This window comes from Nonomuraea sp. NPDC050556 (assembly GCF_044457355.1).
Classification (GTDB): domain Bacteria; phylum Actinomycetota; class Actinomycetes; order Streptosporangiales; family Streptosporangiaceae; genus Nonomuraea.
Genome location: NZ_JBITGU010000002.1, coordinates 1,209,000 through 1,227,307, shown reverse-complemented (window position 1 = coordinate 1,227,307; position 18,308 = coordinate 1,209,000). Strand labels below are relative to the sequence as shown.

Sequence of the window (18,308 nt, the reverse complement as noted above, 5' to 3'; positions counted from 1 at the left end):
CTCCTCGCGAGGCTTCTGTGACGTCACGGCACAGCCTACTTGGGCTTCTTTTCCTCTTCGTCGAGTTTGGTGGCTTTCTCCTCGAGCCTCTTGGCGTAGTTCTCGAGATCGGTCGCCAGCGAGCCGAGATCCTTGATCCCGCCCTCCAGCGCCTTGTTGAAGTCGTCGGCCGCCGGACCCTTCCAGAACTTCTGGTACGGGTAGGCGCGCCTGAGATCGGCCGGCTTGTCGTCCAGCTCACCGGCCAGCGTGCGCAGCCTGGTGGCGGCCGTTCTGAGCTTCTCGCTGTCCTTCATCGTTCACTTCCTTTTCATCTGACCCACAAATAGTGGCAAACTGTCAGGAACTTTGTCTGCTTGGAGGGGTCTTGGGAGATCGCGTCATCGATCCGGAGAAGGTCCTTGACATGGGCAAGGCCGCCGCGAAGGCCGCGATCGACGTCGACGCCAAGGGCCGCGCGGCCAAGGGCATCATCGACGACGTCATTCACCTTGTCGGGGACGCTCCGGACGCCCAGGGCAGGACGCAGAAAGTCGCCGGTCCGCTGGCCGAGCAGGGCGGCGAAGCCGTACGGAAGTCGATCAAGTACGTCGACGACGTCAAGGCCATCGACGAGCTGAAGACGATGGAGTACTGGCTGCCGAACCTGGCCAACTTCACCGACCCAGACAAGATCAAGGTCGTCACGTCGGACGAGTTCGGCGGCGCGGTCATCGGCGTCGCCGCCTACCTGATGGAGAAGTTCGACAAGGGCGGCACGCTCAACCTCCCGCGCCCCGGCGCGCCGATCCCCACCATCCCGCGCCTCGACCGGATGCCGCCCGCCCCGGGCCAGGTCACCGTCCAGGGGCGCGCGTGGGTGCCCACGTCAAGCGGCCTGCTCGTGCCGCAGGGCACGGTCGGGCTCGACCCGCGCTTCCCGCCGATGGCGACGAACCTGCCGGACAACTGGCGCACGATCCACCCGGGCCGCGGCATCACCGTCACCCCGATCAACCCGCCCAAGTGGGCCGTGGTCGGCTCCAAGACGCTCGGATGGGCCGGAGCGGGGCTGACGGTCGCCGGAGCCGGCTACAACCAGTGGCAGCAGGACAAGGTCTTCCACCCCGAGATGGGCAACGGCGAGCGTTTCGCCAGGGCGGCGGGCAACGCGGCCGTCGAGGGCGGCCCCTCGGCCGCCGGGGCGATGGCCGGGGCGTGGGCGGGGGCGAAGGGCGGCGCCATCGTCGGGGCCGCGATCGGCAGCTTCTTCCCCGGGCCTGGAACGGCGATCGGCGGCGTCGTCGGCGGGCTGGTCGGCGGCATCGCCGGTGGGTTCGCCGGAGGCAAGGCAGGTGCGGCGATCGGGCGCGGGATCAAGTCGGGATGGAAGAAGCTGTTCGGATGACAGCCGCCTTCATGGCAGCCACCGCGCTGCTCTTCGTCCTGCCCGGCGCGCTCGCCTACCTCGGGCGGTGGCGGGGCTGGGCGAGCAGCGCCCGGGTGCTCTTCGCGCCGCTCGCCCTGCTGTGGATCGGGGCCGGGGCGGAGCTGGTCTTCGCCGGGGTGTTGTGCGCCGACGCCGGGCTCCAGAAGTTGGGGCAGATCGTTGGCTTGATCGGCTTCGCGGGGGTGGTGCTCGGCGCGCTGTTCCTGTTCTGGACGCCGCTGATGTTCCGCCCGCGCTGGCACAGGGAGCTGAAGGGATGACCGTCGTGTACGACACCGTCGAGGAGTGGCAGGCCGCCTGCCCGTGGGAGATCTTCCACGACAGGCAGACCGGCGCCTCGCTGCCGAGCCCCCCGGAGTGGGAGGCGTTCACGACGCCGGAGACCCGGGTCGTGATCAGGCATCCCGAGGAGCGGGGCGCCTTCTCGGCCAACCTGGTGCTCACGGTCGAGCGGCCGGAGGAGCCGTTCGCCGAGATCTCCGCCTACACCGAGGCCATGGTCGCCAACATGTCGGTGACGCTGACCGACCTGCGGGTCCTGTCGCTCGACCCCTACGAGTTGTGGGGCGTCCAGGGGCGCAGGGTGCTCAGCGCGCACCGTACGGGACCGTACTCGGTCGCCCTGGAGCAGTACTGGTTCGTCAGGGACGGCGTGGCCACGGTCCTGTCCGGCTCGTGCGACGTCGCCGACCACCTGGGCCAGTCGGAGACGTTCGCCTTCGCAGCCGCGGGCATGTCCGTCGCCACGAGGCTGCCGCATGAGTGAGCCGCTGCTGCTCACCCACGAGGGGCTGCAGCTGCTGCTGGAGTCGGAGTCCGACCCGTTCAGGCGGCGCGACCTGGCCCCCGAGCAGGCCGAGCAGTACGACCGGCTGCAGAAGGCCGGGCTGCTCGACGAGCGCGGACGGGTGACGCCGGAGTCGGCTCCCGCGCTCGCCGCGATCAGGCAGCCGGTCGTCCGGCTGGAGATCGAGATGGCCGTGGGCAGGACGGGACGCAGGTGGTACGCGGCCATGGGGGAGACCCGGTCCGTCATCCTGGCCCCGCCGAGCCTCGCCCTCGGCCCGGACGTGTCAGCCGCCCAGGTCGCGAGCTTCGCCGAGCCGCCGTCGGAGTTCGAGCTGCTGGTCGTAGAGAGGGCCTGGACCCCGGTCGAGGCCTGCTCGTGGCTCGGCGTCGGCCCGCGCGAGCAGCGCGCCGACCTGATCGAGCTCCCGGCGGACGCGCTCCAGCGCAGGCTCGCCGACCCGGCCGAGCCGGTTCCGCCCGGCGTCGACCCCGAGGTGTGGTCGCAGCCACTGCTCATGTGGGGCTTGACCGCCGACCCCGGAGGGCACAGCATGCTCGTGCTCGACGCGGGAGCGTCGGGCCTGTGGGCCTTCGCCGGGAGGGACCCCAGGGCCCGGCTGGTGCCCCTGCCCTCGTACGAGGCGTGGCGGCTCGTCCTGCAGGCCATCACCGAGGCGTTCACCACCGCTCAGACCAGCTGAAGAGGACGGCCCGTATGCGCGCGATCCACCCCGTCGGACTGCTTGCCGTACTGATCCTGGCCGGTTGTTCCGGCGGTGACCCGGCCGGCCAGCAGGTCGAGGTCGTCGCGAAGGTCGACGGATCGCTGCGCGACATCGAGGTCGGCCCGGACGGCACGCCGAGACTGCTGGTGGACGGCGCCGTGTGGGAGGTCAAGGGGGGTACGGCGCGCAAGGTCGACTTGGGGCTCACCTCGGCTGAGCAGCTCGCGGTGGCCAAGGACGGCACGATGTACGTCTCCTCTGGCACCGGACTGTGGCAGGTGCCCCCGGGGGGTAAGGCCCAGCAGATCGTCGGCAACGGGCAGAAGGGCTTCACCCCCGACGGCCAGGACGCCACGGGCCCGGCGGGGCCGATCTCCGGGGTCGCCCTCGACCAGCAGGGCCGCGTCGTCTACACCGAGAGCCTGACCACCGGCACGGGGCTCAACGCGCTGGTGCGCCGCGTCGAAGGCGGCAAGATCGTCACTGTCGCCGGGACCTCTGCCGACGGCGAGCAGGCGGCGGACCCGCCCGCCGGGACCAAGGCCACGTCACTGGCGCTCACCGGCGGCTACTACACCACCCTCGCCTCCGGCGAGGATGGCACGCTGTTCGTGAACGGCAAGCAGAGCGTCCTGGCGATCGCCCCCGACGGCACCGTCCAGGCGTCGGTCGCCGGGCGCGACCCGAAGGCGGTCAAGGACGCGGCCAGCCCCTTCGAGCCCGAGGGCAAGGCGACGGACGCGGCCCCGATGTTGTTCGGGCCGGACGTGCCGCCCAACCTGTCGTCCGAGGCGGGGTCGCTCGCGCTCAGCTCGTGGGAGCAGGGTACGGCTCCGCCCGCCGCCTACCGGTGGACGGGGGAGTTCACGAAGGGGCAGCAGGCCATCGTGGACGCGGTGTTCGGCACCGAGAACCACTCCACGACCACGTGGCCGCGGATCAGGCTGGTGAGGAAGGACGGCACCATCACGACGGCCGCGTGGTCGGCGCGCAGTGCGGCCCTGCGTAACGGCTGGCTCTACCTGGGCATCTCCGACCCGGAGAAGGGCGTCCTCGTCGCCCGGGTGAAGGTCCCCTAAGAGCACCTCCTAGAGAGGGGAGCGTCCCCTCTCTAGGAGGTTTGGGTCCCCAAAAGGGGAATGTCCCCTCAGGGGCTCAGGTCGCTCAGAGAAGCCAAGGGAGCAAGAGGTTGCCTCCAAGAGGCCCGGAGGGGTTGGTCCTCCGGGGCCCGTGGTCGGCGCTAGTTGGAGGCGCCCGTGCCCTGCTGGTCGGAGCTGAACTCGTTCCACGTCGCGTTCTGGACCGCCGGGTCCTTCAGCCACTGCTCGTAAGCACGCAACGCGGCCGGGTCCTTCTTGAGGTCGTCCATCGGCTTGATCTTGCCGTCCTCGGTGAACTTCCCGCCGTACAGGTCCTCGTACAGCGACGGGTCACCCTTCCACGTGACGTCCGGGTCCTTGACCGGCGGCACCTTGCCCGCCTCGTAGAGCGCCCTCGCCTTGTCCTGGTACGCGGTCGTGGATCCCGCCCAGTCCGTGTCGACGTCGTACTTCGGCATGTCCTTGTGCCAGATGTCGCCGATCCACTTCTTGGCCTTCTCCACGCCGAGGTCCTGGACGAACCCGCTGATGGCGTCCTTGCCCGCCGTCGCGGCCGCCCCACCGGCACCGGGCCCCGCGGCGGCCGGGTCGGCGGCAGCGTCGGCGCCCGACGTGGACGAGGCGGCGCCCGCCGCCGCTCCGGCCGCCGGACCTGCGGCGGCAGCCGTACCGGCCGCGACCGCGGTGTCCACGAACAGGCCGACCCACTTGTCGACCTCGGCGTTGTAGTCCTCGACGTCCTTCTCCGCCGCCGCCTTGGCCGCCTCGTACCGCTTGAGGAACCAGCCCTTGAGCTGCCCGTTCTGGTAGTTGGACAGGTTGTTGGCGTCCTTGAAGTCGGGGTTCTCCCCACCGGCGATCCGGTCGGAGTCCTCCTTGTACTTCCCGGCGAAGAAGACGTTGAGCTCGGCGGCGTTCTTGGGGTCGAGCATGGCCTGCTCGGTGATCGTGGCCCAGACGTCCGGCGGGAGCTCGATGCCGGGGCGCCCCGGGTCGCCGTCCTTGGCCGCCCAGTACTCGGGGACCATGGAGGTGGTCGAGCCCTTGAGGTCCTCGAAGTAGGTCTCGATGATGGCCACGTAGGCGTGCCGTACGCCGGCGAACTCCGTGACGTCCTTCTTGTTCTTGTGGATCTCCTCCAGCACGCGCTTGGTGAGCGCGTCGGCCGGGTTCTGCCAGTCCTTGCCCTGGCTGTAGCGCATGCGCTCGTAGACGTCGTGCGCGCCTGCCGTCGCCGCCGTGACGAAGCGGCCGAGCGGGTCGCCGATCTTGTCGTCATCCATGTTGACGAAGCCGAAGGCCTTGCCGCGGATGATCGCGTTGATCTTGTCGAACTCCTTGCTGTACAGCTCGGAGGCGGCGATGGGGTTGCGCGCGATGCCGTCGAGGAGCTTGGCGAAGCGGTAGTTGCCGCCGGCGGCCATGTCGGCGGACAGACCCTTCTGGCCGATCTTGACCAGGGTGTCCTTGTTCCAGGTGCCGTACTGGACCAGGGTGGCGATGGCGTCGAGGTGCGGTCCGCCGCCGCCGTACTCGGCGAACTGCTCCAGGAACTTGTCGTCGATGACGCCGCGGTGGCTGGCGGTCGCCATGAGGGTCGCGATCGCCTTCAGCGCGTCCTCGTCCTGCTTGCCCTTCTTCGCGGTGGAGCTGGCGCGGAGCGCCATGAACATGTTCTCCGCGCCCATCGCCTTGACGAAGGCCTCGGCGAAGTCGGGGTCGTTCTGGTACTTCTCGATCTCCGCCCAGGTCTCCTTGTCGAACCCCTTGTACTTGTCGAAGGTGCTCGCCAGGTCCTCGGCGTACTGCTTGGCCTCTTCCTTGGTCTTGAACAGCCCGGTCCACTCGGTCTCGACCATGTTGCCGGTGAAGCCGTACTGGTTGTTCTCCTTGGAGATCTGCTCGGCCATGCTCTGGCGCCGCTTGAGCATCGGGGTCTCGCCGCCGATCCACCCGGCGACGCCGGTGAGCGTGGTGAGGTTCTTCGACTCCAGGCCGACCCTGCCGAAGTCGCGGGTCAGCGTGGGGATCTTCTGCTCGACCAGCGACTTGGTGTCCTCGAGGTCATTGATCATGGCCTTGAGCTGCACGGGGTCGATGCCGGCGAAATCGCCTTGCGGTTCGGGAGCCATCAGAACCTCTGGGTGCGGTTGTAGCTGTTCTGCTCCCGGTACCAGGCGTCCGCCTCTTCCTGGGAGCACTTGGCCGGCGTGCGTTCGAGCAAGGCCGACAGCTCGTCGTCGAGGGCGTTGACCGCGCTGTTGTAGGCGCCGGTCTTCTCGCCCAAGGTGCCCTTCCAAGCGGTGGCGGTCTTGCTCGTCCAGACCTTGCCGCTCTCCATGTTGCTCGTGGGCTTGTCCAGCTTCTTCTGCAACTGCCCCTGGATCTCCTGCACGCGTGTCAGGAGAGCTTTCAAGTAGGCGTGCTTCGGGTTGTCAACTTCCGCCACTTCGGCAGCATATAGTCACTCGTTCACCTTCTGTAAGGCTGTTGGTCATTTAACGATCACCGAATCGGGCCTGATCTCGAGTACGGAGAACCGCCGCCCGGCCACCTCCGCCACGTCCCCCACGTGCAGCGTCAGCACCTCGGGCGCGTCCGCCTCAGGGTCGCGAACCCCCAGCAGAACGGCGTTCTCCCTGAGCGCGCGGATGCCCAGCCGCAACCCCCAGGCGCGGGTGTCGACCCCTCGCCGGATCTCGATCTCGACCTCACTCACCGCCCATCACATCCACCGACCATCTGGGCAGATTTCGTGACTCGCTCCTGAGCCAGCTCAGCGGGACCACCACTTCCTGCGGCGCGGAGGCGTACTTGCCCCACGGATTGACCAGCTTCACCATCTCCTGCCCGTTGGCGTCCTTGAAGACGTCGCCGAGCACGTACACGTGGTTCGTCACGATGTCCTTGTGCGGTCCCGTGCGCTGGTCGTCGTCGAACCACAGGCTGTCGTCCGGCGTGCCCACGGTGATCGGCACCTTCTGGTCGTTGAGCTGCTTCAGCCGGTCGTAGGTGATGGCCGAGCTGTCCAGCTCCTTGCGCTTCTTGCCGTTGATGTCCGGCCACGGGTCGGTGACGTGGCCGCCCTCGATGGCCTCGAAGGAGTTGCCGCCCTTGAACATCGCGTACGCCTTCTCGTAGATGCTCAGCAGCGGCGGGTCGACCCCGGCCGAGTAGCTGTCGGAGTTGACCTTCATCACGACCGGCTTGCCGTCCTTGAAGAAGGTCACGTCGTACGTGCCGTCGGCGTTCAGTGTCATCCGCTTGGCCAGGAACTGCGGGTCGCGCCTGATCTCGGCCTGCACGGCGGCCAGGAAGTAGCAGTCGCCCAGGCCGCCCTGGGCGACGTCCTTCCAGTCCATCGGCAGGGTCGGGTCCGGCGGCGGCTTGCGCGGGATCCACCCGCCGCCGCCCGCGTCGGCGTCGGGGTTCGGCTGCACGACCTTGCCGTCGAACGCCCTGACGGCGTCGAGCGCCTTCTGCACCGGGCCGAACGGGCTGCCGAAGCCGTGCTTCGACTTCTGCAGGGTCAGGATCCTGCCGATGAGAATGTCGGCCGGGTTGATCCAGCCCGTGTTGCCCGGCGGGCGCGTCATCTCGTAGGTGTCCTTGGCCGTCACCGTCGCGGCCGTGACGAACCTGGCCAGCGGGTCGATCAGGTCACCGTCCTTGACCCCGGCCCAGCCGGGCCTGGCGCCGGAGACGATCGCGTTGATCTCCTGGAACCTGTCCGTGTAGAGCTTGCTGGCGGCGAACGGGTTGCGTGCCACGCCGTCGAGGATGTCGGCCGTCACGGTGTTGCCGCCGCCGAGCTGCATCGAGGAGACCGCGTGGCCGCCGATGAGGACGAGCGCGTCCTTGTCCCAGGTGCCCTGCCTGATCAGGGCGGCCAGGTCGTAGAGGGCGGGGCCGCGGCCCTTTTCGGTGGAGAAGCGCTTCAGCCAGTCCTCGGTGACCAGGCCGCGGTGGCTGGCCACGCCGACCAGCCTGCCGAAGGCGGCCAGCCGTACGTCGTGCTCCTTCTCGTCCCAGGTGCGCAGGCGGGCGGTGATCCAGGCCGCCTTCTCCGGTCCGAGCTCCTTGAGGAACGCCTCGGCGAAGTCGGGGTCGAACTGGTATTTCCCGATCTGCTCCCAGACGCCGTCGGGGAAGCCGCCGGGCTCCTGGTACTTGCCCGCCAGCTCCTTCGCCTTGGCCTGGGCCTCCTCCTTGCTCTTGAACAGGCCCTCCCACTCGGTCTGGACCATGGCGCCGGTGAAACCGTACTGGTTGTTCTCCTTGGAGAGCTGCTCGGCCATGGAGTGGCGGCGCTTGAGCATGGGTAACTCGCCGCCGATCCAGGAGGAGACGCCGGCCAGGGCGCTGATGTGCTTGGCGTCGAGCCCGGCCCTGGCGAAGTCGTCCTTCAGCCTGGGCATCCGCTGGTCGATCATCGACCTGGCGGTTTCCATGTCGCCGATCATGGCCTTGAGCTGGACCGGGTCGATCCCGGCGAAATCCTCCTGAGGTTCAGGAGGCATCGTTCGGATCCCGCAGGAAGGACATGAGCTCGGCGACCTCCTCGTCGCTGAGCGGGGGATCGGCGTCCAGCGGCTCGAAGTCCGCGATCTCCGCCGCCTCGCCTCCCTGGTCGGGCGAGGCCTCCACGAGCACCCAGAACACGCCGGGGAACCGTACCTCCGGGTCGTTCCACACGAGGTCGGCGTTGGACTCGTCGCCCTCGGGGGTCGCGTCGATCCCAAGCTGTACGGCCAGCGCGCGCACCTCCTCGCGGGCGTCGCCGTCCGGGCGCGGCTCCAGGACCGTCGTGGCCATCAGCGTTCCGGGGAACTTGTCGTACGGGACCGGGTCCCAGCGCTCGGCCACGGGTACGGCCAGCTCCCGCAGCAGCGGGGTCAGCGCGTCGGCCGACTCGACGTTGGCGGTGACGAGGACTCGCACGATCATCAGGCCTTTCCGTGGGTGATGCGGCCGGTTTCCCACTCGACGTTCAGGTGGTTGCCGTCCCCGCTCAGCTTGCCGAGGCTGCTGTTGGACGGCGTCTGCACGTCCCATTCGTAGTCCGCCTTACCCACACCGCGCCCCTTGTGCCAGACGTTGCCATAGGCGTCGACGAACCCCTCGCGGCCGTTGAGCGTCAGCTTCTGCGGGTTGCTCGGCTGCCAGTTCTTCGGCGGCACGAACGGCACGGGCCCGTCCGTCGGCAGGTGCAGGCTCTTCGCCTTGTCCAGGAACTTCGGCCGTTTGAGATAGATCGCGGCCGCGTCGACGTGCAGCCGGTTGGCGATGGTGAGCGCTTCCAGCGCCTGCTTCGGCCCGCGCTTGACGGCGATCTTGGTGATGTTCTCGAGGTCGGCCTTGGCGCGCTCCAGACCTTCCTTGATCTTGACGATCTCGTCCTTGCTCAGGTCGAGCGGGTTGTCCTCGATCTTCTTCAGCAGGGCGGGGTCGAGCCTGAGCAGCGTCTTGAAGCCCGGGTAGGACTCCAGCAGCGTCTTGACCACCTTGATCGGCTTGGCGGCCGCGTCGCCGAGGTAGGGGATGAAGGCGATCGCGGAGAGCATCGCCCCCTTCCAGTCGCCCTTGCCCAGCGACATCAGCGCGTCGATGCCGTCCGAGATGGGCGTCGGGTCGAAGATGCCCGCGATGCCCGCCGTCAGCTGGATCGCGTCGCCCCAGGTGAGGCCGCCCTCGCCGTGCAGGTCCTCGATGTAGGTGCCCTTGAAGAACGCCTCGACGATGCTGACGTAGTTGTCCTCGACGCCCTGGAACGGGAACTTCGGGTATCCACCGCCCGCGACGTGGTCGAACAGGCGCATGGCCAGCGCGTCCGCCGGGTTCTTCCAGGTGTCGTCGCCCGGCGGGCGCATCCGCTCGAACGCGTCGCCCGCGTCGACCGTCGCCGCCTTCATGAAGCGGCCCAGCGGATCGCCCAGGTCCTTGCTGTGCGTGTTGATCCACCCGATGTGCTTGCCGTCCGCCATCGCGTTGATCTGCTCGAAGTTGGTCGAGTAGAGCTCGTGCGCGGCCAGCGGGTTGCGCGCGACCGCGTCGAGGATCCTGGCGGTCATGAGGTTGCCGCCGCCGAGCTGGATGTTCTTCAGCGCCCGGTCGCCGACCTTCAGCAGCGTCGCCTTGTTCCACGTGCCGTGGCTCATGAGGTCGGCGAGGGTGTTGAAGTCGGTGCGGCCGTTCGTGCCGAAGGCGTCCAGCCACTTGTCGTCGATGACGCCCCGGTGGCTGGCCACGGCGAGGATGTTGGCGATGGCCTGGAACCGGCCCTCTCCGGCCGCCACGTCGTCGCCCCACGACTTGGGGTTCTTGGTACGGCCGGCCAGCCAGCCGATCTTGTCCGGGCCGAGCTCCTTGGCGAAGGCCTCAGCGAAGTCCGGGTCGAACTGATATTTGCGGATCTGTTCCCAGGCTGCGTCCGGCAGCTCGGCGGGCTTCCTGTACATCCCCGCCAGCTCCTTGGCCTTGGCCTGCGCCTCCTCCTTGCTCTTGAACAGGCCCGTCCACTCGGTCTCCACCATCGCGCCGGTGAAGCCGTACTGGTTGTTCTCCTTGGAGATCTGCTCGGCCATGGAGTGGCGGCGCTTGAGCATGGGTAACTCGCCGCCGATCCAGGAGGAGACGCCGGTGATCGTGGCGAGGTTCTTGCCGTCGAGGCCCGCCCTGGCGAAGTCGCCCTTCAACTGCGGCAGCTTCTCGTCGATCAGCGACCTGAGGTCCTCCAGATCGCCGATCATGCCCTTGAGCTGGACCGGGTCGATCCCGGCGAAATCCCTGTCCTGAGGCTCGGGAGCCACGTGATCCCCCTACTTGACCGCGTCGCGGAGCTGCCTGGCGCTCTTGCGCAGGTTCTCCGCCGCCGACCGGCAGTCGGACGCGAGCGTCTTGATGGCGCCGTCCTGGGTGGTCAGGCCGGTCTTGAACCGGTCGGCCGCTGGACCGGTCCAGATCTCCCTGCCGCCCTTGGAGATGGTGACGCCCTTGAGGAAGCCGTCGAGCTGGCCGGCCCAGCCGTCGAACTTCCTGGCGAGCTGTTCCTTGCTCTCCGCGTCGCGCAGCGCCTGCTGCTTGTCCGGATCGGCCACGACTAGCCCCCTCTCTTCTTGAGCGCCTTGATGAGCGGCTCGAAGTACAGCCCTTCGATGGAGTTTCTCAGCAGGGCCGTGTCCGCCGGGCTCAGGGGCGGCTGTCCTGCTGCCTTCAGCCGCTCCTGGAACGCCCTCATGTGCTCGTCGGCCAGCTCCCTGGCCAGGTCGCTCGCCTCGCCGTTGTCGTTGTCGTCCCTGAACAGGCCGCCGACGAGCGGCAGCTTCCCGAGGAAGCCGCCGTCGTCCTTGTCGAGGTTCTTGGCGATACGGTCACCGGCCGGCCACTTGCCGACCTCTTCGAGCATGTTCTTCCAGATCGTGCTGCCGACGTCGGTCGGCACGAGCTTGCCGAGCTTGCCGATGGTCAGGTCGACGGGCAGGAGCAGCATCTCCGTGACGAACCTGCGGCGCTCCTCGGCGTCCATGTCGAGGTCGTGCACGGCGCCGACCATGATGCCGCCGAGCCCGGCGGCCTGGGCCATCGCGGTGATGAACTTCTTGCGCTGCTCGGGATCGTCGAGGTTGCCGTTGCCAGGATCGAGGGTGGCCTGGAACTTCCTGACCGCGTCCGTGAGGCCCTCGCGGCCCTCCTTGCGCTGGAACACCCCGGCGAAGAGGTTGTCCAGCTCGTCGTCGCTGAGCTTGTCCCAGCCGCTGCCCGGGTCGAGCTCCTTGAGCTCCTTGTCGTTCCTGGCCGCCTGCAGCCCGGCGAGCGCGGGCAGGTAGGTGCTCAGGTGCTTGGTGAACAGCGTGTTGACGTCGGCGTCCTTGAGGATGCTCGGCGGCTTGCCGCTGTCGGAGAACACCTGGGCGAGGTCCTGGAAGAAGGCCTTGCCGTTCGTCTTGTCGTCCAGGTCGCGGCCGAGCGCGTCGACGAAGGCGCGCTTGAGGTCGTCGTTCTTGACGACCGACTTCCAGACGCCGCTGTTGCCGAAGACCGCGGACACGTTCAGGAGCGCCATCCTGCGCGTCGCGTCTGGCTGCGTGTGCATGGCCCGGTCCAAAGCTGTGGAGATGAGCGCCTTGAACCCCGGGGTGCCGCCCTCTTCGAGCACTTCCGGGCGGAGCAGCATCTCCGCGTTCTTCCTGTCCTTGGCCAGCAGCGCGGCGAACGCCTCCGGGTTCTCGCCCAGCGCGGTGAACAGCCAGTGCAGGCGCCAGTTCTTCTCCGGCCCGGTGTGCCCGGTCGCGGCGGCGGCGAGGTACTCGCCCGCGGCGACCACGAAGTCCTTCGACTGCGGCGTGACGACCAGCATCGCGCTGATGAAGTCGGGCGAGCCCTTCTCGACGATGAACTTGCGCAGGTTCGGCACCATGCCCGCCGCGTCCGCCGTCGCGAAGGCCTGGGCGAGCGGGCCCAGGTCCTTCCTGAGCTCCTCCAGCTCCTTGGGCGTCAGGCCCTTGCCGTACGGGTCCTTGTTGTAGGTCATCCAGTCGTCGAAGATCTTCCGGTACGCCTCGGGCCCCAGCTTGTTGAGCATCCCGGCCATGTAGGCGGGGTCGACGCCCTGCACCTTGAGCTTCTTCAGGAAGTCGTTGTAGGAGCCCAGACCGGGGTTCTTGAGGTATTCCTCCCAGGCGTCCCTGAGCTTCTGCCCGTCGGCCTCGCCCGCCGCCTTGGCGGCGTCAGGACCGGCGTAGGGGAAGTCGGCGACCCGGAAGTCGTCACGGACCCGCTGGTTGCCGGGGACCTTGGTGATCGTCTCGATGCGCCACTTGAGGTCGCGGTCCGCCTCGGTCAGGAACGTGCCCACCTGGCTGACCACCTCGGCGCCCTTCGCTCCGGCGAAGTCGGCGCCCGCGGCGGAGATGCCGTCGGACAGCGCCGACTTCAGCGATCCCGCGCCGTCGGCCGCTGTGCGCATGGTGGTGCAGAGCTCTGTCGCTGCCCCGGTGTTGAGGCCAACGAACTCCGTCATTCGGCGCCCTGCCCTCGCGTGTCATTTCGATAACGGTCCGGGGCAGGCTAACGCGGCACCTCACGCCATGTCCGGGCGTGTAGTTGATCTTCAGGAAGAGTTCACCTAGCGGACATCCAGCGCGTTTTCCGGCTCCTCCTGATAAACGTGGGTCTACAAGGTGTTTATGTTGTCCGTGTGACTTAGGAAGCTCTGGCTAGGTATTGTCGGTTTTCGTCACCAGCGTCCCCAACCCTGGAGCACCTGTCGATGAGGGTCACCGAGCAGTCCTCCTTCCGCGGGTCAGAGGCGCAACGTCTGGCTGATCAGAGCCCTGCCCAGGCGTCTCGCACGTCGAGGAAGCTGCCCAGCGCGCCCCGCGAGCGCAAGCCTGCCCTCGCGGCCATCGCCGTCCTGCTGATCGTGGGCGGCGCGTTGCTGACCGGTCTCCTGGTCCTGAAGATGGGCGACAGGGTCTCCGCGATCAAGATCAAGAGCGTGGTCGGCGCGGGCCAGCAGATCCCTCAGGCCGCCCTGGAAGAGGTCCAGATCCCCGCTGACACCGAGATCCCGTACGTCGGGTGGGAGTTCGCCGGGGAGGCCATCACCCGCTACGCGAAGGTGGACCTGGTCCCCGGCACGTTGCTGAACAAGGACATGACCACGGACACCTCCAACGCCCTGACGCCGGGCAAGGCGGTCGTCGGCCTGTCGCTCAAGGCGGGCCAGACCCCCGGCCTGCTGAGCGCGGGACAGCGGGTGCAGGTCATCTACGTTCCCGGCCAGGACGGCGAGGTCACCGGCGGCAAGGTGCTCGCCGAGCGCGCCGTCGTGAACTCCGTGTCCAACGGGGGATCCACCGGCTCGGGCACCCTGATGGTCGACATCGTCATCGACAAGGGGTCTGCGGCCACGATCTCCGCCTACGCCTCAGCCGGACGCATCGCCCTGGCGTACCTGCCCGGGGTGAAGGACGGCCAGCAGCCCGCCCCCACCGCCTCGCCGTCCGCGACGCCTGAGCCCACCGACACCACGCCCGTCGAGCCCACCGCCGTGCCCACCGGCAAGACGTCGAAGAAGGGCACCCCCTCACCCACCGCGACGACGGGCGGCTGACCCATGGCGCTCATCGCTCTGGCGGCCGACAAGGGCGCGCCCGGTGTCACCACCGTGGCGACCGCCCTCGCCGCCGTCTGGCCGCGCCAGGCCATGCTCGCCGAGTGCGACCCGGCCGGCGGTGACCTCGCCTACCGGCTGCCCGGGGAGCACGGCGGCGCTCTCAACCCCGCGCACGGCCTGCTCAGCCTGGGCGCGGCCGCGCGCAAGGGCCTCGGCCCGCAGCAGGTGCTCGAACACTGCCAGCGCCTCATCGGCGGCCTCGACGTGCTGCTCGGCATCACCGGCGCCGAGCAGGCGGCCGGGCTGACCTGGCTCTGGGACCCGCTCGCCGACGCGCTGCGCGCGCTGCCGGACACGGACGTGGTGCTCGACTGCGGGCGCATCGGCTCCTACCCGGCGCTCAACGGCCTGCTCGCGGCGTCCGACATGGTGGTGCTGATCGTCCGCCCGCACCTCGACCAGGTCGCGCACCTGCGCGACCGCGTCGCCTCGCTGGGCGCCGCCCTGGCCGAGCGCACCCGCACGCCGCCGCCCGTGGGCGTCGTGGTCGTGGCCGAGCCCAAGGAGTACGGCAGGGCCATCGGCGAGGTGCGCCGGGTGCTGTCCGGAGCCGGGCTGCCCGACCTCGTCCTGGGCGGCCTCGCGCACGACCCCAAGGGCGCTGAGCTGCTGCGCGGCGAGTGGGGCGGCCGCCTCGACAGGACCCTGCTCATCCGCTCGGCCCGCGAGCTGGCGACGACGTTGACCGGCCACCTGGCACGTACCGGCTACGGGACGATCGCATGAGCGAGCGCAGCATCATCGACCACACGCTGGTCAAGCGGTTCCGCCAGGAGGTGGGCGACCGGCTGGCGCACCAGCGCAGGCTGGACGCCGCCAACGGGCTGCCCGTCATGTCCGGCGAGGACGAGCGGCAGTTCGCCCGCGCCCTCATCTCCCAGGTTCTCGAAGAGCACGCGCGCAACGAGATCGGCATCGGCCGCACCCCGCCGAACGCCGAGCAGGAGGAGGCGCTCGCGGCCGGCATCCACGCCGCGCTGTTCGGCGTCGGCCGACTGCAGCCGCTCCTCGACGACCTCGAGATCGAGAACATCGACATCAACGGCTGCGACCGCGTCTTCGTCTCCTACGCCGACGGGCGCGAGGAGATGGTCGAGCCGGTCGCCGAGTCCGACGAGGAGCTCATCGAGCTCATCCAGATCCTCGCCGCCTACTCGGGCCTGTCGAGCAGGCCGTTCGACACCGCCAACCCGCAGCTCGACCTGCGCCTGCCCGACGGCTCGCGACTGTCCGCCGTCATGGACGTCACCGTCCGGCCGTCGCTGTCGATCCGGCGCGCCCGCCTGGGCAAGGTGTTCCTGCCCGACCTCATCGGCAACGGCACCATCAGCCAGGACATCGGCCGCTTCCTGGCGGCAGCCGTACAGGCTCGCAAGAACATCATGATCGCCGGGTCCACGAACGCCGGGAAGACCACGCTGCTGCGCGCCCTGGCCAACGAGATCCCGGCACACGAGCGCCTGATCACCGTGGAGCGCGCGCTGGAGCTGGGGCTGGACCAGTTCCAGGAGCTGCACCCGAACGTCGTCGCCTTCGAGCACCGCCTCCCCAACGCGGAGGGCCAGGGCGAGATCACCATGGCCGAGCTCGTACGGCGGAGCCTGCGCATGAACCCGAGCCGCGTCATCGTCGGTGAGGTGCTGGGCGACGAGATCGTCACCATGCTCAACGCCATGACCCAGGGCAACGACGGCTCCCTGTCGACCATCCACGCCAACTCCAGCATGGAGGTGTTCAACCGCATCGCGACCTACGCGCTGCAGGCCAACGAGCGCCTCCCGATCGACGCGACGCACATGCTCATCGCGGGCGCGATCAACTTCGTGGTGTTCATCACGAAGCGCAACGACTACGGCAGGGGCGGGCGGCTGCGCCGGTACATCTCGTCCATCCGCGAGGTCACCGGACACGACGGCCGCGTGCTGTCCAGCGAGATCTTCGCGCCGGGCCACGACGGGGCGGCGATGCCGCACGCGCCGATCCAGTGCGCTGAGGAGCTCGCCCACTACGGTTACGACCCCTCCTACGGGGGGTGGCGATGAACAACATGCTCATGGCCACGATCGGTGGCGGGTTCTTCGTGGCCGGGCTGTTCCTGCTCGCGATGTTCGTCCGCGGCACCGAGGTGCGCCCCAAGGCGGGCAACGACGTCGACCGCAAGGAGCAGCTGCGCAAGCTCGCCGCCAAGCTCGGCCTGGCCGTCGTGGTCGGCGCGGTCGTCCTGGTGCTCACCCGCTGGCCGGTGATCGCGGTCGGCTCCGGCCTGCTGGTCATCGGCTGGAACGGCATCGCGGGCGGCGCCGCCGAGGAACGCCTGGCGATGAAGAACCTCGAGGCCCTGGCCGCCTGGACCGAGTCGCTGCGCGACACGATCGCCGGCGCCGCAGGTCTGGAGCAGGCGATCCCCGCCTCGATCCGCGCGGCGGCGCCGACCCTGCAGCCGCACATCAGGGCGATGGTCGACCGGCTGCACACCCGCATGTCGCTGTCGGACGCGCTGCACAGGTTCGCCGACGACATCGGCGACCCGTCGGCCGACCTGGTCATCGCCGCGCTCATCCTCAACTCCAAGCTGCGCGGCCCCGGCCTGCGCGAGGTGCTCTCCGCGCTGGCCGGCTCGGCGCGCGAGGAGCTGGACGTCCGTACCAAGGTCGAGGCCGAGCGGCGCTCCACCCGGCGCAGCGTCCAGATCGTCGTGGGCGCCTCCGTGGGCTTCGCCGCCATCCTGGTGATCTTCAACCCGTCCTACGTGCAGGAGTACTCCGGCTGGATGGGCCAGGTCGTGCTCCTCGTCGTGGCGCTGCTCTTCGGTGCCGGATTCGCCTGGATGCGGCGCCTGGCGAAGTTCACCAAGCCCGAGCGCCTGCTGGCCAGGGTCACCCCCGTAGACACCGAGGCGGTGCCGCGATGACCATGGCGCTGATCGCCGGAGCCCTCGTCGGGCTCGGCCTGTTCGTCCTCTCCAGGGCGCTGTTCCCGTCCCGTCCTGGCCTGGCCGCCAGGCTGTCGGCCACTGACGGGCTGCGGCGCGAGTCCGCCGTGGCCATCAGCGTCATCACCAGGGAGGAGGTCAGCCCGTTCAGGCAGCGCCTGGGCCAGTCGGTCAGCAACTTCTACGCCCAGCGCGGCTGGGAGATGCGTTCCGTGCGCGCCGACCTGGCCCTGCTCGCCCGCTCCTGGGACGGCTTCCTCGCCACCAAGGCGCTGCTCGCCACCTCGGGGCTGCTCGCGGCCCCGCTGCTGGCCGGGTGGATCTCGCTGATGGGCTGGAACTTCCAGCTGTCGATCCCGATCTGGTCGGCGATCCTCATCGCGGCGATCTTCTTCTTCCTGCCGGACGTGCAGCTCAAGCGGGACGCCGCGGCCAAGCGCCGCGACTTCCGGCACGCGGTCGGCGCCTTCCTCGACCTCGTCTCCATGAACCTCGCCGGCGGTCGCGGCGTGCCGGAGGCGCTGATGATGGCGTCCTCGATCGGCGACGGCTGGGCGATGTCGCGCGTGCGTGACGCGCTGTCCAACGCCCGCATCGTCGGCATCACGCCGTGGCAGGCCCTGGGCCAGCTCGGCGAGGAGGTCAACCTGGACGAGTTGCGTGACCTGTCCTCAGCGCTCGGGCTGGTGGCGGAGGACGGCGCCAAGGTGCGCCAGTCGCTCGCCGCCCGCGCCGAGACCATGCGCCGCCGCGAACTGGCCGAAGTCGAAGGCCAGGCCGGCGAGCGTTCCCAGTCGATGCTCGTCGCCCAGCTCCTGCTGTGCGCCGGGTTTCTCATCTTCCTGAGCTTTCCTGCCGCCATGAAAATGTTGGGATCATGAAAGGGGACGTGTCCCATGAATCCGATTAACTCACCCGTAGTGATCTACTTGCGGGCGATGCTCGCCTCGCGCGTCGAAAGGGCGAAGAACGCCCCCAGCCGCGGCGCCTCCGCCGTCGAGTGGGTCATCATCACGGCCATCATCGCCGGTGTCGCCCTGGCCCTCGCCACGGTGATCCAGGGGCTGGTGACCTCGAAGTCCGCCGAGATCAGCAAGGGCTTCGGCACCGGCACGGGCGGATAACCGAACAGTGACCGCACGCTCTCTACTGCGCG

General features: G+C 68.9%; 20 protein-coding genes. 11 read left to right on the top strand and 9 right to left on the bottom strand.

Features of this window, described 5'->3' with window-relative positions; genetic code table 11:
- Positions 1–35: 35 nt before the first annotated feature.
- The gene (locus ACIBG8_RS23805; protein WP_397345105.1) at positions 36–296 is read right to left on the bottom strand and encodes a WXG100 family type VII secretion target; all 261 of its coding nucleotides are present in this window, start codon (positions 294–296) and stop codon (positions 36–38) included.
- A 71-nt stretch (positions 297–367) separates the two neighbouring features.
- Here ACIBG8_RS23805 and ACIBG8_RS23800 point away from each other — a divergent pair, with 71 nt between their 5' ends.
- The 5 genes from ACIBG8_RS23800 to ACIBG8_RS23780 are packed head-to-tail and all read left to right on the top strand — an operon-like array spanning position 368 to position 4,022.
- Positions 368–1,387: a hypothetical protein gene (locus ACIBG8_RS23800; protein WP_397345104.1), complete on the top strand. Its 1,020-nt coding sequence runs from the start codon at positions 368–370 to the stop codon at positions 1,385–1,387.
- Entirely contained in the window at positions 1,384–1,689 is a 306-nt protein-coding gene (locus ACIBG8_RS23795; protein WP_397345103.1) for a hypothetical protein, read from the top strand. Before ACIBG8_RS23800 ends, ACIBG8_RS23795 begins: the two co-directional genes overlap by 4 nt.
- Positions 1,686–2,195: a hypothetical protein gene (locus ACIBG8_RS23790; RefSeq protein WP_397345102.1), complete on the top strand. Its 510-nt coding sequence runs from the start codon at positions 1,686–1,688 to the stop codon at positions 2,193–2,195. The genes ACIBG8_RS23795 and ACIBG8_RS23790 overlap by 4 nt, the downstream gene beginning before the upstream one ends.
- On the top strand, positions 2,188–2,919 hold the full coding sequence (locus ACIBG8_RS23785) for a hypothetical protein (RefSeq protein WP_397345101.1): 732 nt from the start codon (positions 2,188–2,190) through the stop codon (positions 2,917–2,919). Before ACIBG8_RS23790 ends, ACIBG8_RS23785 begins: the two co-directional genes overlap by 8 nt.
- 14 nt (positions 2,920–2,933) lie before the next feature.
- A complete protein-coding gene (locus ACIBG8_RS23780) occupies positions 2,934–4,022 on the top strand; it encodes a hypothetical protein (protein WP_397345100.1) in 1,089 nt (362 codons plus the stop codon).
- 161 nt (positions 4,023–4,183) lie between these two features.
- Here ACIBG8_RS23780 and ACIBG8_RS23775 read toward each other — a convergent pair whose 3' ends face one another.
- From ACIBG8_RS23775 to ACIBG8_RS23740, 8 genes are read right to left on the bottom strand one after another with little or no spacing between them, the layout of a single operon-like run.
- Positions 4,184–6,175 (bottom strand): hypothetical protein, encoded by a 1,992-nt coding sequence (locus ACIBG8_RS23775; RefSeq protein ID WP_397345099.1) that lies wholly within the window; start codon positions 6,173–6,175, stop codon positions 4,184–4,186.
- Positions 6,175–6,492 (bottom strand): hypothetical protein, encoded by a 318-nt coding sequence (locus ACIBG8_RS23770; RefSeq protein ID WP_397345098.1) that lies wholly within the window; start codon positions 6,490–6,492, stop codon positions 6,175–6,177. The genes ACIBG8_RS23775 and ACIBG8_RS23770 overlap by 1 nt, the downstream gene beginning before the upstream one ends.
- 45 nt (positions 6,493–6,537) lie before the next feature.
- Complete coding sequence (locus ACIBG8_RS23765; protein WP_397345097.1) at positions 6,538–6,762, bottom strand: hypothetical protein; 225 nt, start codon at positions 6,760–6,762, stop codon at positions 6,538–6,540.
- The gene (locus tag ACIBG8_RS23760; protein WP_397345096.1) at positions 6,755–8,563 is read right to left on the bottom strand and encodes a C2 family cysteine protease; all 1,809 of its coding nucleotides are present in this window, start codon (positions 8,561–8,563) and stop codon (positions 6,755–6,757) included. Before ACIBG8_RS23760 ends, ACIBG8_RS23765 begins: the two co-directional genes overlap by 8 nt.
- Positions 8,553–8,990: a hypothetical protein gene (locus tag ACIBG8_RS23755; protein WP_397345095.1), complete on the bottom strand. Its 438-nt coding sequence runs from the start codon at positions 8,988–8,990 to the stop codon at positions 8,553–8,555. The genes ACIBG8_RS23760 and ACIBG8_RS23755 overlap by 11 nt, the downstream gene beginning before the upstream one ends.
- On the bottom strand, positions 8,990–10,852 hold the full coding sequence (locus tag ACIBG8_RS23750; RefSeq protein WP_397345094.1) for a polymorphic toxin type 17 domain-containing protein: 1,863 nt from the start codon (positions 10,850–10,852) through the stop codon (positions 8,990–8,992). The genes ACIBG8_RS23755 and ACIBG8_RS23750 overlap by 1 nt, the downstream gene beginning before the upstream one ends.
- A 9-nt stretch (positions 10,853–10,861) precedes the next feature.
- Positions 10,862–11,140 (bottom strand): hypothetical protein, encoded by a 279-nt coding sequence (locus ACIBG8_RS23745; protein ID WP_397345093.1) that lies wholly within the window; start codon positions 11,138–11,140, stop codon positions 10,862–10,864.
- Positions 11,141–11,142: 2 nt separating this feature from the next.
- Entirely contained in the window at positions 11,143–13,062 is a 1,920-nt protein-coding gene (locus ACIBG8_RS23740; protein ID WP_397345092.1) for a hypothetical protein, read from the bottom strand.
- A gap of 249 nt (positions 13,063–13,311) precedes the next feature.
- Here ACIBG8_RS23740 and ACIBG8_RS23735 point away from each other — a divergent pair, with 249 nt between their 5' ends.
- From ACIBG8_RS23735 to ACIBG8_RS23710, 6 genes are read left to right on the top strand one after another with little or no spacing between them, the layout of a single operon-like run.
- The gene (locus tag ACIBG8_RS23735) at positions 13,312–14,157 is read left to right on the top strand and encodes a hypothetical protein (protein WP_397345091.1); all 846 of its coding nucleotides are present in this window, start codon (positions 13,312–13,314) and stop codon (positions 14,155–14,157) included.
- Between the two features lie 3 nt (positions 14,158–14,160).
- Entirely contained in the window at positions 14,161–14,946 is a 786-nt protein-coding gene (locus ACIBG8_RS23730) for a hypothetical protein (protein ID WP_397345090.1), read from the top strand.
- On the top strand, positions 14,943–16,262 hold the full coding sequence (locus ACIBG8_RS23725; protein ID WP_397345089.1) for a CpaF family protein: 1,320 nt from the start codon (positions 14,943–14,945) through the stop codon (positions 16,260–16,262). Before ACIBG8_RS23730 ends, ACIBG8_RS23725 begins: the two co-directional genes overlap by 4 nt.
- Positions 16,259–17,131: a type II secretion system F family protein gene (locus tag ACIBG8_RS23720; RefSeq protein ID WP_397345088.1), complete on the top strand. Its 873-nt coding sequence runs from the start codon at positions 16,259–16,261 to the stop codon at positions 17,129–17,131. Before ACIBG8_RS23725 ends, ACIBG8_RS23720 begins: the two co-directional genes overlap by 4 nt.
- The gene (locus tag ACIBG8_RS23715) at positions 17,128–18,033 is read left to right on the top strand and encodes a type II secretion system F family protein (RefSeq protein ID WP_397345087.1); all 906 of its coding nucleotides are present in this window, start codon (positions 17,128–17,130) and stop codon (positions 18,031–18,033) included. The genes ACIBG8_RS23720 and ACIBG8_RS23715 overlap by 4 nt, the downstream gene beginning before the upstream one ends.
- A gap of 39 nt (positions 18,034–18,072) precedes the next feature.
- Positions 18,073–18,276: a hypothetical protein gene (locus ACIBG8_RS23710; protein WP_397345086.1), complete on the top strand. Its 204-nt coding sequence runs from the start codon at positions 18,073–18,075 to the stop codon at positions 18,274–18,276.
- The last annotated feature ends 32 nt before the right edge of the window (positions 18,277–18,308 follow it).